The 15130-nt window shown below is 72.5% G+C and carries 13 protein-coding genes; 10 read left to right on the top strand and 3 right to left on the bottom strand.

All coding sequences use genetic code 11. From position 1 onward, the window contains the following. Positions 1-45: 45 nt before the first annotated feature. The 10 genes from OHS57_RS31350 to OHS57_RS31305 all read left to right on the top strand — a co-directional run bounded on the left by OHS57_RS31350 (position 46) and on the right by OHS57_RS31305 (position 12029). Positions 46-1101 (top strand): NAD-dependent epimerase/dehydratase family protein, encoded by a 1056-nt coding sequence (locus OHS57_RS31350; RefSeq protein WP_328584081.1) that lies wholly within the window; start codon positions 46-48, stop codon positions 1099-1101. After that, positions 1098-1784 carry a glycosyltransferase family 2 protein gene (locus tag OHS57_RS31345; protein ID WP_041992856.1) on the top strand — a complete coding sequence of 229 codons (687 nt, stop codon included), beginning with the start codon at positions 1098-1100 and terminating at the stop codon, positions 1782-1784. The genes OHS57_RS31350 and OHS57_RS31345 overlap by 4 nt, the downstream gene beginning before the upstream one ends. A gap of 47 nt (positions 1785-1831) precedes the next feature. Continuing rightward, on the top strand, positions 1832-2491 hold the full coding sequence (locus OHS57_RS31340; RefSeq protein ID WP_328584080.1) for a TIGR04282 family arsenosugar biosynthesis glycosyltransferase: 660 nt from the start codon (positions 1832-1834) through the stop codon (positions 2489-2491). Continuing rightward, positions 2488-3189, top strand: a complete 702-nt coding sequence (locus tag OHS57_RS31335) for a class I SAM-dependent methyltransferase (protein ID WP_041992854.1) — start codon at positions 2488-2490, stop codon at positions 3187-3189. Before OHS57_RS31340 ends, OHS57_RS31335 begins: the two co-directional genes overlap by 4 nt. Then, the gene (locus OHS57_RS31330) at positions 3186-4643 is read left to right on the top strand and encodes a hypothetical protein (protein ID WP_328584079.1); all 1458 of its coding nucleotides are present in this window, start codon (positions 3186-3188) and stop codon (positions 4641-4643) included. The genes OHS57_RS31335 and OHS57_RS31330 overlap by 4 nt, the downstream gene beginning before the upstream one ends. A 150-nt stretch (positions 4644-4793) precedes the next feature. After that, on the top strand, positions 4794-5882 hold the full coding sequence (locus OHS57_RS31325; protein WP_157874391.1) for an MBL fold metallo-hydrolase: 1089 nt from the start codon (positions 4794-4796) through the stop codon (positions 5880-5882). 117 nt (positions 5883-5999) lie between these two features. Further along, a complete protein-coding gene (locus OHS57_RS31320; protein WP_328584078.1) occupies positions 6000-7514 on the top strand; it encodes an FAD-linked oxidase C-terminal domain-containing protein in 1515 nt (504 codons plus the stop codon). Beyond that, the gene (locus OHS57_RS31315) at positions 7515-8678 is read left to right on the top strand and encodes an FAD-binding oxidoreductase (RefSeq protein WP_328584077.1); all 1164 of its coding nucleotides are present in this window, start codon (positions 7515-7517) and stop codon (positions 8676-8678) included. Next, entirely contained in the window at positions 8679-10268 is a 1590-nt protein-coding gene (locus OHS57_RS31310) for a heterodisulfide reductase-related iron-sulfur binding cluster (RefSeq protein ID WP_052457181.1), read from the top strand. It abuts the gene before it with no gap. A 12-nt stretch (positions 10269-10280) separates the two neighbouring features. Further along, positions 10281-12029 (top strand): L-lactate permease, encoded by a 1749-nt coding sequence (locus tag OHS57_RS31305; RefSeq protein WP_041992848.1) that lies wholly within the window; start codon positions 10281-10283, stop codon positions 12027-12029. A 33-nt stretch (positions 12030-12062) separates the two neighbouring features. Here OHS57_RS31305 and OHS57_RS31300 read toward each other — a convergent pair whose 3' ends face one another. The 3 genes from OHS57_RS31300 to OHS57_RS31290 form a co-directional block, all read right to left on the bottom strand. Next, the gene (locus OHS57_RS31300) at positions 12063-13145 is read right to left on the bottom strand and encodes a cobalamin B12-binding domain-containing protein (RefSeq protein ID WP_328584076.1); all 1083 of its coding nucleotides are present in this window, start codon (positions 13143-13145) and stop codon (positions 12063-12065) included. After that, positions 13142-14752 carry a SpoIIE family protein phosphatase gene (locus OHS57_RS31295; protein ID WP_443042998.1) on the bottom strand — a complete coding sequence of 537 codons (1611 nt, stop codon included), beginning with the start codon at positions 14750-14752 and terminating at the stop codon, positions 13142-13144. Before OHS57_RS31295 ends, OHS57_RS31300 begins: the two co-directional genes overlap by 4 nt. A 66-nt stretch (positions 14753-14818) precedes the next feature. Further along, a complete protein-coding gene (locus OHS57_RS31290) occupies positions 14819-15085 on the bottom strand; it encodes a DUF5133 domain-containing protein (RefSeq protein ID WP_443043109.1) in 267 nt (88 codons plus the stop codon). Positions 15086-15130 lie beyond the last annotated feature (45 nt).

The following is a 15130-nucleotide window of genomic DNA, read 5'->3' as shown; positions in this document are numbered from 1 at the left end:
CGCGGGACACCGACCGGTACGCCGTGGGCCTCTACCGTCGGCTGGATGCGCGTACTTGTCACCGGTGGCGCGGGCTTCATCGGCTCGCACGTGGTCACCGCACTCACCGCCGCCGGTCATGAGCCGGTGGTCCTCGACGCCCTGCTGCCCTCGGCCCATCCGGTGGCGCCACCGGATCCGCCCGCAGGGTGGCGCCACGCCGACGTACGGGACCGGGCCGCCGTCGTACGGGCGCTGGCCGGTGTCGACGCCGTCTGCCACCAGGCGGCGATGGTCGGTCTCGGCACCGGCTTCGCCGACGCGCCGGACTATGTGAGCTGCAACGATCTGGGCACCGCGACGCTGTTGGCCGCCATGGCCGAGACCGGGGTCACGGCGCTGGTGCTCGCCGGGTCGATGGTCGTCTACGGCGAGGGCCGTTACGACTGTCCCGCGCACGGCCGGGTCGCACCCGGACCGCGCCGGGAGGCCGATCTGGCGGCCGGACGGTTCGAACCGGGCTGCCCGCGCTGCGCGGCCCCGCTGGTCCCCGGGCTGATCGGGGAGGACGCGCCGGCCGATCCGCGCAACGTGTACGCGGTGACCAAGCTGACCCAGGAGCAGCTGGCCGCGTCCTGGGCGCGGGCCACCGGCGGCCGGGCCCTCGCCCTGCGCTACCACAACGTCTACGGGCCCGGGATGCCGCGCGACACACCGTACGCGGGTGTGGCGTCGTTCTTCCGCTCGGCGCTGGCGCGCGGCGAGGCACCGCAGGTCTTCGAGGACGGCGGGCAGCGGCGGGACTTCGTACATGTACGGGACGTGGCGCGCGCCAACGTGGTTGCCCTGGAGGCCCTTTCGGGTCGGGAGCCGGGTGGGTGCCGCGCGCTCAACACCGGCAGCGGCGAGCCGCACACCGTGGGCGAGATGGCGGAAGCACTCGCGACGGCGCACGGCGGACCCGGCCCGGTGGTGACGGGTGAGTACCGGCTGGGCGACGTCCGGCACATCACCGCGTCCTCCGAGCGGCTGCGCACCGAACTGGGCTGGCGGCCCGAGGTCACGTTCGACGCGGGCATGGCGGAGTTCGCCGGGGCCGGACTGCGGGCGGTCGCTTCATGACCGTCGATGTCGTACTCCCCTGTCTCGACGAGGCGTTGGCGCTGCCGTGGGTACTGAACCGGATCCCCGAAGGGTGGCGGGCGATCGTCGTCGACAACGGCTCGCGTGACGGCTCGGCCGAGATCGCCGCCGGGCTCGGCGCGACCGTCGTACGGGAGCAGCGGCGCGGCTTCGGGGCCGCGTGCCATGCCGGACTGCTGGCCGCCGAGGCGGAGTTCGTGTGTTTCTGCGACTGTGACGCCTCGCTCGACCCGGGGCTGCTCACCTCCTTCGTACGGGAGGTGGCGGCCGGTGAGGCGGATCTGGTGCTGGGCCGCAGACGGCCCGAGGGGCCTGGTGCGTGGCCGCCGCACGCCAGGGCCGGCAATCTGGCGCTGGCCAGGATGATCCGCCGCAGGACCGGGCTGCCCCTGCGTGACCTGGGGCCTTTGCGGGCGGCGCGGCGCGAGGCGCTGCTGGCGCTGGAGCTGACCGACCGGCGCAGCGGCTATCCGCTGGAGATGGTCGTGCGGGCCGCCGACAACGGCTGGCGGGTGGTGGAGCGCGATGTGCCGTACCGGCCGCGCACGGGCAGGTCGAAGGTCACCGGCACCTGGCGCGGCACCTGGCACGCCGTGCGCGACATGCGCGGTGTGCTCACGGCCGCCCCGGTCGCACCGGCCGCAGACGTCCACGTTCGGTAAGAATCCGCTGCCCGAAATGCCGGGCTCCGCTCCGTAGGGTGAAATCCGTGACCCATTCAGAAGGATCAGCCACGCTGCTGGTCATTGCCAAGGAACCGGTGCCCGGCCGGGTGAAGACACGGCTCACCCCGCACTTCACCCACACCGAGGCGGCCGAACTGGCCGAGGCCGCGCTCGGTGACACACTGCGGACCGTGCTCCAACTGCCCGCCCGGCGGCGTGTGGTGGTGCTCGAAGGGCGCCCAGGGCGGTGGCTGCCGCCGGGCTTCGAGGTGGTGCCGCAGGGAACGGGCGGCCTCGACGAACGGCTCGCTGCCGCGTTCGGCGGCTGCCAGGGGCCCACCGTACTCATCGGGATGGACACCCCGCAGATCACTCCTGACCTGCTGGCCCCCGCACTCACCGCGGCCGGGCGGCAGGGCGCCGAAGCGTGGTTCGGGCCCGCCGACGACGGCGGGTTCTGGGCGCTGGGTCTCGCCGTGCCCGACCCGGCCCTGCTGCGCGGTGTGCCGATGTCGGTCCCGCACACCGGCGCCGTGCAGCGCGGCCGGCTGGTGGCGGCGGGGCTCACCGTCCAGGATCTGCCGAGGCTGCGCGACGTCGACACGCCGGACGACGCGGCGTACGTCAGCGCGCTCGCACCGCACACCGCCTTCGCCGCGACCTACGCGCGTCTGACCGCCGGCCGCAGGGCGGTGGCCCGATGAGTACGGCGGTGGCGTGGGGCGCCGATCCGTACACCGAGGCGGTACGCAGCGGCCGGGGCCCGCTGTTCCTGCGCCGCAGCGACGGCTGGCTGCTGCCGCTCGACGTGGAGCGGTGGTGCGCGGTCGCGGACGCGGCCGATCTGTCGGCGCTCGCCCGCTGCGAGGGCGCGGTGCTGGACATCGGGTGCGGCCCCGGCCGGCTGGTCGCCGCGCTCGCCGGGCGCGGTCATCGCGCGCTCGGCATCGACGTCAGCCACGCGGCGGTCGACCGGACCACGCTCCTCGGCGGTGTCGCGCTGCGCAGATCGGTCTTCGATCCGCTGCCGGGCGAGGGCCGTTGGGACACGGCGCTGCTCGTCGACGGCAATGTCGGCATCGGCGGCGACCCGCGCGCGCTGCTGGTGCGGGCGGCCGAACTGCTGGCGCCGCAGGGACTGCTCATCGCCGAGACGGCGCCGCTCGACATCGACGAGCGGGTGCGGGTCCGGGTGGACGACGGGCGCGGCACCGGCGGTGGCACCGCGGAGGGCTCCGAGGACGCGCTCTTCCCGTGGGCCAGGATCGGTGTCCGCGCCCTGCTGCGGCACGCGCGCCCGCTCGGCTGGCGGCCGGTGGACCAATGGGAGGCGGCCGGACGGCCGTTCGTGGCGCTGCGCAGAGCCGGTGTGCCGCGCGTACGGGAAGGGAACACCGGATGAGGGCCGAGGAAACACCGACGGCGGACCACCGCCCTTCGCCGCCTGAGGAGTGCCCGCCCGTCCAGGAACCGGCCGGGAAGAAGACCGGGAAGACCGGGGAAAAGGGGACGACGGGGACGACCGGGCGCGGCGCCGACCTGGCCGCCGCCGGCGCCGGCGTGCTGCTCGTGGTGGTGGCGGTGCTCGTCGGCCGGGCGATCGAGCGGGCCGACGGCGCACTGCACGTCAACTGGCCGCCGCTGTTCGCCTCGTGGGACCCGCACATCGGCCCCGGCACACCGGCCGCGGTCCTCGTCGCACTCGCCGTGGTCGTCCAAGGGCCTGCGGTGGCAGCCCGGTTGTCCTGGCGCGCGCTCACCCTGGCCACCTGGGCGACCAGCATGGCCTGGGTGTTCTCGCTCGCGCTCGTGGACGGCTGGCACGACGGCATCGCCCAACGCCTCACCACCCGCGAGGAATACCTCCAGGGCATCGGCCGCTTCGGCGACATCGGGGCGGCCGTGCGCGGCTACACCAGCCATATCCTGCTCTACTCCCCCGGTCACTGGCCCGCGCACCTCGCGGGCCATCCGCCGGGCGCCGTGCTCACCTTCGTGGGTCTCGACCGGCTGGGCCTCGGCGGCGGCGGCTGGGCCGGCGTGTGGTGTGTCGTCACCGGCGCGTCGGCCGCGGTCGCCGTGCTGGTCACCGTACGCGCCCTGGCCGGTGAGGCGCTTGCGCGCAGGGCTGCGCCGTTCCTCGTCGTCGCGCCGACAGCGGTGTGGATCGGCGCCTCCGCCGACGGGTACTTCGCGGCCGTCGCCGCCTGGGCGGTCGCGCTGTTCACACTGGCGGCGACCCGCACCGTCCGGTCGCCCGCGACGGCCGCCGTCGCTTCGGGGCTGCTGTTCGGTGCGCTCTGCTACCTCTCGTACGGGCTGGCGCTGATCGCGGTGATCGGCGTCGCCGTCCTGCTGATCAGCCGCAGCGCCCGCCCGCTGCCGCTGTTCCTGGCCGGGGCGCTGGTCGCGCCCGCCGTCTTCACCCTGGCCGGCTTCAACTGGTGGGAGGCGTACCAGCTGCTGGTCGAGCGCTACTACCAGGGGGTCGCCAGGATCCGTCCGTACGGGTACTGGGTGTGGGCCAACCTCGCCTGCACCGTGCTCATGACGGGTCTCGCCACGGTGGCCGGAATGCGCAGGGCATGCACCGCGAAAATCCTGCGCGGAGTGCGTACCGGAACGCTCCAGGACACCGGGCGGCTGGCGCTGCTCGTGCTGGCCGCGCTGCTGGCGCTGCTGCTCGCCGACCTGTCCGGCATGAGCAAGGCGGAGACGGAACGCATCTGGCTGCCCTTCGCCTGCTGGCTGTTGCCGGCGGCCGCGCTGCTGCCGGACCGTGGGCGCCGGGGATGGCTGACGGCGCAGACCGTACTGGCCTTGTTGATCAACCACCTGCTGTTCACGGGCTGGTGACGGGAGAGAGCCAAGCTCCGCAAGTGGCTGAGATGCAACTCACACGTGACTCTTGACATGGCCGAGTGGGCGCGCGCATTGTTCCACCATTCGGTAGCGACTTACCGAGTGGTGGAATCGGCAACGACGCCAACACCTTGGGAGCACCGCATGAGCAAGAGCATGAGATCCCGCCTCGCACTGATGACGACCGCACTCGTACTGGTCGGCGGCAGCGTCGCCGCAGCACCGGTGTTCGCACAGGGGCAGGGGCACTCACAGGCCTCGCACCGCGACTTCGCCGCGGAGATACTCGCGGCCCAGACGGCCGCCAAGAACGCGGCGGGACTCGAACACCTCGGCACCCTGAACCGGCTCTGCTTCCTGCCGCCGGTCAACGGAGCACCCAGCACCACCGACACCACACCCGCCTACATCGACGACCCTTCGAAGGCGCCCGCAAAGTCGACCTGGTACGCGGACTCGGCCCGCGCCTTCGACGACCTCTACTTCGTCGGCGGTTCGGTGCACAGCGCGTGGATCCTCAAGACCAGCGCGGGTCTCATCCTGATCGACTCGGGTTACCAGTACAGCGCGCAGACCCTGATCATCGACGGGATGAAGAAGTTCGGGCTCGACCCGAAGGACATCAAGTACATCATCATCTCCCACGCCCACGCCGACCACGTCGGTGGTGTGGAGGTGGTCCAGAAGGCGACCAAGAACGCCCGGGTGGTGATGGGTTCACCGGACTGGGACGCCATCAAGGCACATCCCAAGACGTTCAAGGGCCAGACCCCGGACTTCAAGACCGGGATCCGGGTCTCCAAGAACACCGATCTGAAGCTGGGCGGTACGACCGTCCACATCATCCCGACCCCGGGACACACCCCCGGCACCCTCTCCATGACCTTCACGGTCCATGACTACGGTGACCCGGTGACCGTCGCCTACTCGGGCGGCACGGCGCTCGGCTTCCAGAACGACAAGCCGGACCCCGGTATCGCCAACCTCCAGCAGTACATCGACTCGGCGAAGAAGATGCAGGCGGCCGCGGTGAAGGCCGGGGCGACCGTCATCATGTCCAACCACTCCGAGTTCGACAACGCCGCCACCAAGACGAAGGAACTCGCCGGCCGCGGCGCGGGGCCCAACCCGTTTGTGAACGGGGCCGCTTCGGTCAAGAACTACTTCGACGTGTCGATCCAGTGCGCGAAGGCCGATCAGCTCGGACTCGAAGCGGACGCCGCCGGGAAGTAGCCCGGGTAGCGCCGCGGCACAGCGCCTCGGCCGGGGCGGAGACGTCCCTCCGGGCGGCGGCCGGCCGCCGCCCGGAGTCTTCGTCAGCGGCTACGAGTTCGAGTTCGAGGAGACAGCATGGCGAACCCAGGGCAGACCTCGCAGACCGTCCCGGCGACCCGGGACTCCCCGGCATCCCCCAGGTCGCGGGCGCTCGCCGAGCGGCTGCGCGCCGTCATCGGGGACGGCAAAGTACTCACGGACCCGGCCCAGTTGCGCACCTACGAGTGCGACGGGCTCGCGGCCTTCCGGGTCCGTCCCGGCATCGTTGTCCTCGCGGCGCACCGCGACGACGTGGTGCACACCGTACGGCTGTGCGCCGAGGCGGGTGTGCCGTTCGTGGCCCGGGGCTCCGGCACCGGGCTCTCCGGCGGGGCCGTGCCCGTGGCGGACGGTGTGCTCATCGTGCTGTCCCGGCTGCGGGCCATCGTCTCGGTCGACCCGGACAACGCCCGGGTCGTCGTGGAGCCGGGTGTCATCAATCTGTGGGTCACCCGGGAGGCGGCCCCCTACGACCAGGCGTACGCGCCCGACCCCTCGTCCCAGCAGGTGTGTTCCATCGGCGGCAATGTCGCGGAGAACGCGGGCGGCGCGCACTGCCTCAAGTACGGCTTCACCGTCAACCACGTGATGGGCGCCGAGATCGTTCTGCCGGACGGTGACGTCGTCCATCTCGGCGGTACGGCCCCCGAGCACCCGGGGCTCGACCTGCTCGGTGCCTTCGTCGGCAGCGAGGGCACCCTCGGGGTGGCCACGCAGATCACCGTCCGGACCATCCGGGCACCGGAGTCGGTGCAGACGATGCTGGTCGGCTTCCACACCGTCGAGGACGCGGCGGGCACGGTCAGCGACATCATCGCCGCCGGGATCCTGCCCGCCGCCATCGAGATGATGGACGCGCTGGCCATCGAGGCGGCGGAGGCGGCCGTACGCTGCGGCTACCCCGAAGGCGCCGTCGCCGTCCTCGTCATCGAACTCGACGGGCCCCAGGTCGAGGTGGACGAACAGTTCCGCCAGGTCGCACAAGCCGCCGAGGCGCGCCACGCCTTCGAGACCCGGATCGCGCGGGACGCGGCCGAACGGGCGCTGATGTGGAAGGGCCGCAAGTCCGCCTTCGCCGCCGTGGGCCGGATCAGCCCCGCCTACTACGTGCAGGACGGTGTCATCCCGCGCACCCAATTGCCGGAGGTGCTGGCGGAGATCGGCCGGCTCGCCGAGGCGGCCGACGTGCGGGTCGCCAACGTCTTCCACGCGGGTGACGGCAATCTGCACCCGCTCATCCTGTTCGACGACACCGTCCCCGGCGCCGCGCACGACGCCGAACAGCTCGGCTTCGCGATCCTCGACCTGTGCGTCGACGCCGGCGGGTCCATCACCGGGGAACACGGCGTCGGTGTGGAGAAGAAGTCCAAGATGAGCAGGCAGTTCACCGAGGACGACCTGGACACGATGCAACTCGTCCGCTGCGCCTTCGACCCGGCCGGTCTCGCCAATCCCGGAAAACTCTTTCCGACACCACGGTTGTGCGGCGAGCGGCCTGGCGTGCACACTGCCGCCGACACGCACGACCCGGCGCTGGGCGAGGTGTTCTGAATGGCGGCAGGAAAAGACGCCCGGACGGGCGCCGTTGTCGCGGGTGCGGGCCCCGCGCGGACGGTCCGGCCGACGACGGCGGCCGAGGTCGCCGACGTCCTGCGCGACACGTCGGGCACGGTCGTGCCCGTCGGTTCGGGTACGAAGACCGGCTGGGCGGCCCCGGCCACCTCCTGCGACCTGCTGCTGCGCACCACAGGCCTGGACCGGGTGGTCGAGCACGCGCCGGGCGATCTCGTCGTCGTCGCCGAGGCGGGCGTACGTCTCGACACGCTCCAGCGGCAGCTCGCCGGACACGGCCAGATGCTGGCCCTCGACCCGCCGGAGCCCGGGGCCACGCTGGGCGGTGTCGTCGGCGCCAACGCCTCGGGCCCGCGCCGGCTGCGCTACGGCACGGTCCGGGACCTGCTCATCGGGGTGACCGTCGTGCTGGCCGACGGCAGGACGGCCAAGTCCGGCGGCAAGGTCGTCAAGAACGTCGCGGGCTACGACCTCGGCAAGCTCTACACCGGTGCGCACGGCGGCCTCGGCGTGGTCGTCTCGACGACCTGGCGGCTGCACCCGCTGCCTCCCGCGGCGCGCGCGGTCGTCGTACCGGTACCCGACGCGGCGGAGGCCGGCCGGCTCGCCGCGCTCGTGGCGCGCTCGACGCTCACCCCCACCGCGGTCGAACTGCGCTGGGAGGCGGGCCGGGCAGCCGGCACCGGCAGTGAACTCGTCGTGCTCTTCGAGAGCATCGAGGAGTCCGTGCGGGCGCAGTCGCGGGCGGCGGTCGCGCTGCTCGGCGGCGGCGCCGAGGCCGACGCACCCCCGTCCTGGTTCGGCGCGCGTCCCTCCGGCGGTCTCGTACTGCGGCTCGCCTTCGAGCCGTTCGCGCTGCCCCGGGTGTTGGCGGCGCTGCCCGAAGCCTCGTCGGGCACCGCCTCCGCCTGTACGGGAGTGGCGTACGCGGCCGTGCCGCACACCACCGACCTGGCGGCGCTGCGGGCCGCGATCGCACCGTACGACGGCTCGGCCGTCGTGCTGGAAGCGCCGGACGACGTACGGCAGGGGCTCGACCACTGGGGCCCGGTCGCCGACTCGTTCGGCCTGATGACACGTGTCAAGGACCAGTTCGACCCGGGCCGGCGGCTCTCGCCCGGCCGGCTGATCGGAGGGCTCTAGATGACCGGGCACACTCCCGCCGGGGACACCCCCGCCGACCAGGAACCCGTCGACGTACCGGCGGCCGAGCACCCCACCGGCGCGGCGGGACATCTCACCGCGCCCCGCCCCATCGGTACGGGCCAGGGCGGCCCGATCGCGCCCAGCGCGGCCTCCGCCACCGTCGCACTCGGCATGCCGGGTCAAGGGCCCCCGCCCGACGGCGCGTTCGACGCGCACCACCCGCCGGACGCCGCGCTGATCGGGGACTGTGTGCACTGCGGTTTCTGTCTGCCGGCCTGCCCCACCTATGTGTTGTGGGGCGAGGAGATGGACAGTCCGCGTGGCCGCATCGACATCATGAAGGGCGGCCTCGAAGGCGATGTGTTCGACGAGAGCAGTGTGCGCCATCTCGACCAGTGTCTCGGCTGTATGTCGTGTGTGACGGCCTGCCCGTCCGGGGTTCAGTACGACAAACTCATCGAGGCCACCCGGGCGCAGGTGGAGCGCAGGGTCGAACGCCCGCGCGCCGAGCGGCTGTTGCGCACCGCGATCTACGGTCTCTTCCCCTACCCCCGGCGGCTGCGGGCGCTGCGCGGTCCGCTGCGCGCCTATCAGGCCAGCGGTCTCGGGCGGTTGCTCGCACGCTCGGGGCTGCTCGGCCGACTGCCGCTGCCCCTGCGGGCGATGGAGTCACTGGCTCCCAAACTCGGCCGGGTGGAACGCATTCCGGAGCGGGTGCCGGCCGTCGGGACCCGGCGGCGCACCGTCGGCCTGCTCACCGGCTGTGTGCAGGGCACGTTCTTCCCCGACGTGAACGCGGCGACGGTACGGGTGCTGGCCGCCGAGGGCTGTGAGGTGGTCGTCCCCGCGCGGCAGAGCTGCTGCGGCGCGCTGTCGGCGCACGCGGGCCGGGAGCCGGAGGCGCTGCGCTTCGCCAAGCGGGTGATCGAGACGTTCGAGGCCGCTGGGGTCGACACGGTCGTCGTGAACGCGGCGGGCTGCGGCTCCAACCTGAAGGAGTACGGCCACCAGTTGCGCGACGAACCGGGGTGGGCGGCGCGGGCCGACGCGCTGGCCGCCAAGGCCAGGGACATCACCGAACTGCTCGACGAGCTGGGCCCGGTGGCCGAGCGCCATCCGCTGCCCATGACCGTCGCCTACCAGGACGCCTGCCATCTCGCGCACGCGCAGAGTGTGCGCGACCAGCCGCGCCGGCTGCTGGGGTCGATCCCCGGTGTGGAGCTGCGTGAGCTGGCCGAGGCCGACATCTGCTGCGGCAGCGCCGGCACGTACAACCTGCTGCATCCGGAGCCGGCCGGTGAGCTGGGCGAGCGCAAGGCCAAGGCCGTGCTGGCCACCGGCGCCGAGGTCATGGTGACGGCGAACCCCGGCTGCTGGATGCAGGTCGCCACCACGCTCGCCCGGATGGGCGAGCGGCTGCCCGTCGCCCACACCGTGCAGGTGCTGGACGCCTCGATCCGTGGTGTTCCCGTGGAGCGGCTGCTCGCGCAGGCCCTCGACGGGCCGGGGACCGTGGTGTCCGGCGCCGCCCCCAAGCACACCGGGAACCCCCACACCGGTGCCGTGCAACCCGCCTCCCCGTCCTAGAAGAGGTGTTCCATGCTGTTGGCCGATTATCAACAGGACTACAGTCCGCTCAACAATTCGCTGGGGCTGTCGTCGCTCGTCGCGATCCTGCCGCTGCTCGTACTGTTCGTACTGCTCGGTGTGCTGCGTATGAAGGCGTGGCTGGCCTCGCTGATCTCGCTCGTCGTCTCCGTCGTCATCGCGATCTGGGCGTACTCGATGCCGCTCGGGGACGCGCTCAACAGCGGGCTCCTCGGGGCCGCCTTCGGGTTCTTCCCGATCATGTGGATCGTGATCAACGCAATCTGGGTCTACAACCTCACGGTGGAGACAGGCCACTTCGACGTGCTCCGCAGGTCGTTCGCCTCCATCAGCGACGACCAGCGGGTGCAGGCCATCATCATCGCCTTCTGCTTCGGCGCGCTGATGGAGGCCCTGGCCGGCTTCGGGACGCCGGTGGCGATCAGCTCGGTCATGCTGATAGCCCTGGGCTTCCGGCCCATCAAGGCGGCGACGGTCGCGCTGGTCGCCAACACGGCGCCGGTGGCGTTCGGCGCGATCGCCGTCCCCATCACCACGCTCTCCGGTGTCACGGGGCTGCCCGTGGACGACCTGGGTGCGATGGTGGGCCGGCAGACCCCGGTGCTCGCCCTGTTCGTGCCGCTCGCGCTGGTGTTCATCGTGGACGGCAAGCGGGGGCTGCGGCAGACCTGGCCGCCGGCCCTGGTGTGCGGTGCGGTCTTCGCCGTCTTCCAGTACCTGTCGTCGAACTTCTGGTCCGTACAACTCGCGGACATCATCGCCGCGCTGGCCTCGGCGCTGGCCGTGCTCGTCTTCACCCGGGTGTGGCACGCCAAGGGCAGTTACACGGAGAGTGAGGCGGCGGAAGAGGGGTCGGACGGTACCGGCACCGAGCCCGGCACCGGCGGCGTCGCCGCCCCGGCCGGCGGCGGTGGCGCCGGGGTCGTGACCCGGACCAGGGCCGAGGCCGACCGGCAGACGCACGACTCACCGCTGGAGGTCTTCAAGGCGTACGCGCCCTATCTCATCGTCATCGTCGTGTTCGTCCTGGCGACGCGAGTACCTGCGATCACCGGTACGCCGCCGGCCAAGGCGGGCGAGACGGGCAGCGGGATCGAGGCCGTGACCCATATCGTCAACTGGCCGGGGCTGCACATACTCAACGAGGCCGGCAAGCCGGTCGCGACGACGTTCAAGCTCAACTACCTGTCGGCGGCGGGCACGTTGCTGCTGATCTCGGGGCTGCTCAGCATGGCCGTCCTGCAGATGGGGCCCAGGCGCGGCCTCAAGGCCTACGGACACACCCTGGACCAGCTGAAGTTCGCGATCCTCACCGTGATGCTGGTGCTGGGCCTCGGCTACATCATGAACGAGTCGGGCGCCACGACGACGCTCGGTCTGTGGGTGGCGGGCGCCGGCGGTCTGTTCGCCTTCCTCTCGCCCATCCTCGGCTGGCTGGGCGTCGCGGTGACCGGCTCGGACACCTCGTCCAACTCCCTGTTCGGGGCACTGCAGATCACCGCTGCCGGGCAGGCGCACCTGTCGCCGACACTGATGGCGGCGGCGAACTCGTCGGGCGGTGTGCTGGGCAAGATGATCTCCCCGCAGAACCTGGCCATCGCGGCGGCGGCCGTCGGACTCGAAGGCAAGGAAGGGGTCCTGTTCCGCAAGGTCATCGGCTGGAGCCTGGTGTTCCTGCTGTTCATGTGTGTGCTCGTCTATCTGCAGAGCACCGCGGTACTGGACTGGATGGTGGTCTGAGCCGCCCGCCGTCGGACCACGCCCGTCAGGACCTCATCCGTCACCCCGCACGGCCGCGCCACCACGGGCGGCCGTGCGGGCCTGGTCGAGCAGGCCCGCGGCGCGGGGGAAGTCCTTGAGCTGCTCCCCCAGCAGCTCCAGCACGGGAAGCTGCGAAGGGACGGGCACACCGCGCGCGTTCAGGATGTCGGTGGTCCAGCTGAGGTAACCGGTGAACAGCTCCGCGTCGTCGGTGTAGAGCGCGGCGGCGAGGAACCGCACGATGTGCGAGAGGTCCTCGGCGATGGTCTCCCGGCGCGCCGCGTCGTACGCGCGCATCTCGGGGAAGCGCTGCTCCAGGCGGGCCAGGACCGTCCTGACCAGTTGTGGCGCCGATCGGGCGACCAGGGTGTACTCGTGGTCCACCAGATGCGGCAGGTCCGCCCCCGTGCCGCGCGGCGGGTGCGGTTCCGCCAGCGGCGCCGCAGCGAGCCGTGCCGCAGCGGCTCTGGCGTCGGGCGCCCAGGCGTCGGCGCCGAGGAGGCGCGCGTACCGGCCGTCGTGGCCGAAGGCAGCGCCGCCGACCAGGACCGGCACCCCCGCCCCCTGACACGCGGTGATGGCCGTGTGCGCCGCGGGCAGCCGGGTGGCGATCGAGCTGGACAGGGCCACGACGTCGGGGCCCGTGCGGTGCACATGTGCGACGAGTTGGGGCGCCGGCACCTGCGTGCCGAGGTAGTCGACGTGCCAGCCGCGCAGCCGCAGCACCTCGGCGAGCAGCCGCGCGGGCAGCGCGTGCCACTCGCCGTCCACACAGGCCACGGCGATCCGGCCACGGGTGCGCGGACGGCGGGCTGCGGGGTGGTGTGCCGCGGCGTCGACGGCGCGCTCGTTGATGGCGGTCGCCGCGTGCTCCTCGGCGACGGTCATCCGGGCGCCGGCCCACTCGTCACCGATTTTCCGCTGTGTGTAGCCGATGACGTCGAGCAGCAGGCTCTCCGGGTCGGTCCCGGTGTCCAGCGCGCCGGACACGGCATCGATCGCCGCTTCCTCGTCGCCGCCGCGGACCGCCTCCCACAGGCGCTCCCGCAGGCGGTCGAGCGGCGGTGTCGAGGGGGGCGTCGAAGGGGCCGTCATGGGGTGAACCTGCCCGGGCCGTGGCCGCCGACGGCGCTGAGGTGGTTGGTGCGCGGGGCGGTGACGGCGACGATCGCCATGTCGTCGTGCCGGCCGCCGGACACCCACTGGGACGCGAGCATCTGTACCCGTTCCACCAGGGCGCCTCCGGGCAGTCCCGCGCATTCGGCCAGGACGCCGCGCAGCCTGTCGTCGCCGAACAGCTCGCCGCCCAGCGGGCCTCCCCTGGCTTCGGTGATGCCGTCGGTGTACAGCACACAGGTCTCGCCCGGTGCGAGGCTCGTCTCCACCGTGTGCGCCTCGATCTCGGGCAGCGCGCCGACGAGGGTGCCGCGGGTCGCCGCCTCCTCCACCCGGCCGTCGGAGCGCACGATCAGCGGCGCCGGGTGGCCGGCGCTGGTGAGCCGCAGCCGTACGTGACTGCCCTCGCGCCTGGTCGAGGCCATCACCAGGGTGGCGAAACGGGCGCTCCGGGAGCTGAGCAGCGCCCCGTTGAGCAGCCGGAGCATCCGCGGGTGGTCGTCGGCCATCGGGACCAGCGCGTGGAGGGTGTTGCGGATCTTGCCGGTCAGTACGGCCGCCTCAAGTCCCTTGCCGCACACGTCGCCGAGGACCACCAGGTACTCACCGCTCGGGGCCGCGCCCGCGTCCGGCGCGGCCGGGCCTGTGGGGTGTACGTCGTAGAAGTCGCCGCCGACGCGCTCGGCGTCGCCCGCCGCCCGGTATCCGGCGGCGAGTTCGACGCCGGCGACCTGGTCGAGCGAGGGCGGCAGCAGCTCCGCCATGAGCGTCTCGGTGATGGCGGCCTGGTCCAGGTACATCCGCGCCGCGTAGAGCGCGGCGCCGGCCCGGGCGGCGAACAGCCGGACGATGATCTCCTCGTCCTCGGTGAACGACTCGGTCGTCGAGTACCGCAGCAGGATCAGGGCGCCGGCCGGGCCGCCCTGTCCCGGCAGCGGGGCGACCACGATCGAGCCGACCGGGCCGAATCCTTCCGGCACCACCCAGTCGGGGACATGGGCGGGGTCGATCCAGCGGGACGGGACGGGCGGGAATCCGCCCAGCGCCTCGGCGAGGCCGGGCATCTCGGCGGGCTCGGCGGTCTGCTGTCCGCGTACCGGGGCGCCGCCCCGGGTGCAGCGGGTCACCGGCAGTCCGCGTCCGGCGGGCGGTGCGATCACGAGCGCGGCGTCGGCCAGATGTCCGGCGGCGAGCCGGGCCGTGGTGTCCGCGCACCGTTCGGCGTTGAGGGAGGACAGCAGGGCGTTCGACGCCTCGGTCAGGAAGGCGGTGCGCCTGCGCTCGGTCCGCAGCGCTTCCCGCGCCTCGCGCAGGCCTGCGTCGCCGGGCGCCTCGGCCAGCCACCAGACGACGTCGCCGTCGGGTCCGCGGGTGGGACGCGCCTCGAAGGCGCGGGCGCCGACCCGTCCTCGTACCGTGTCGGGCAGCGGGTCCTGATGGGCGAGCGTGAGCCAGCGGGGTACGACGTCGGTGAGCCGGGCACCGGGTCCCGCGCCGGGGAAGAGGGCGAGCGCGAGGTCGTTCGCGAGTCGTACCGTGCCCGCCGCGTCCACCACCAGCGCCGCGTAGGGAGCGCTGTTCCACACGGCGTAGGTGTCGGCACCACCGGGACTCGCGATCCGTCCTCCTCCTGCTGCGGGCGCGGCACCACGTCAAGCGGTGAGCCGCACCTCGTCGTCCACGACGCCCGTACCCGCGCGGCCTGGTGCCACGGGGACGGTCTCGGCGAGCGCGTTGGTCAGCTGCTGCTCGGCGACGGCCAGGGCCGCCTCGACGGTCTGGGTGCCGGTCGAGACGCACAGCGTGTACGTCACGTCCTCCAGCCGGCGGAGCGTCTCGATCGAGCCTTCGTCCGCGTGCCGGATCTGCAGCGCCTCGTACTGCTCGACAAGGTTGCGAAGTATCGCGGGGTGAGCCATCAGCACCGTGGGTTCTCCATCCCGAATCAGCCGTGAGATCAGCTG

Source organism: Streptomyces sp. NBC_00370 (genome assembly GCF_036084755.1).
In the GTDB taxonomy this organism is placed as follows: Bacteria; Actinomycetota; Actinomycetes; order Streptomycetales; family Streptomycetaceae; genus Streptomyces.
The sequence above is the reverse complement of the archived record's forward strand: the minus strand, read 5'-3'. Positions and strand labels throughout refer to the sequence as shown.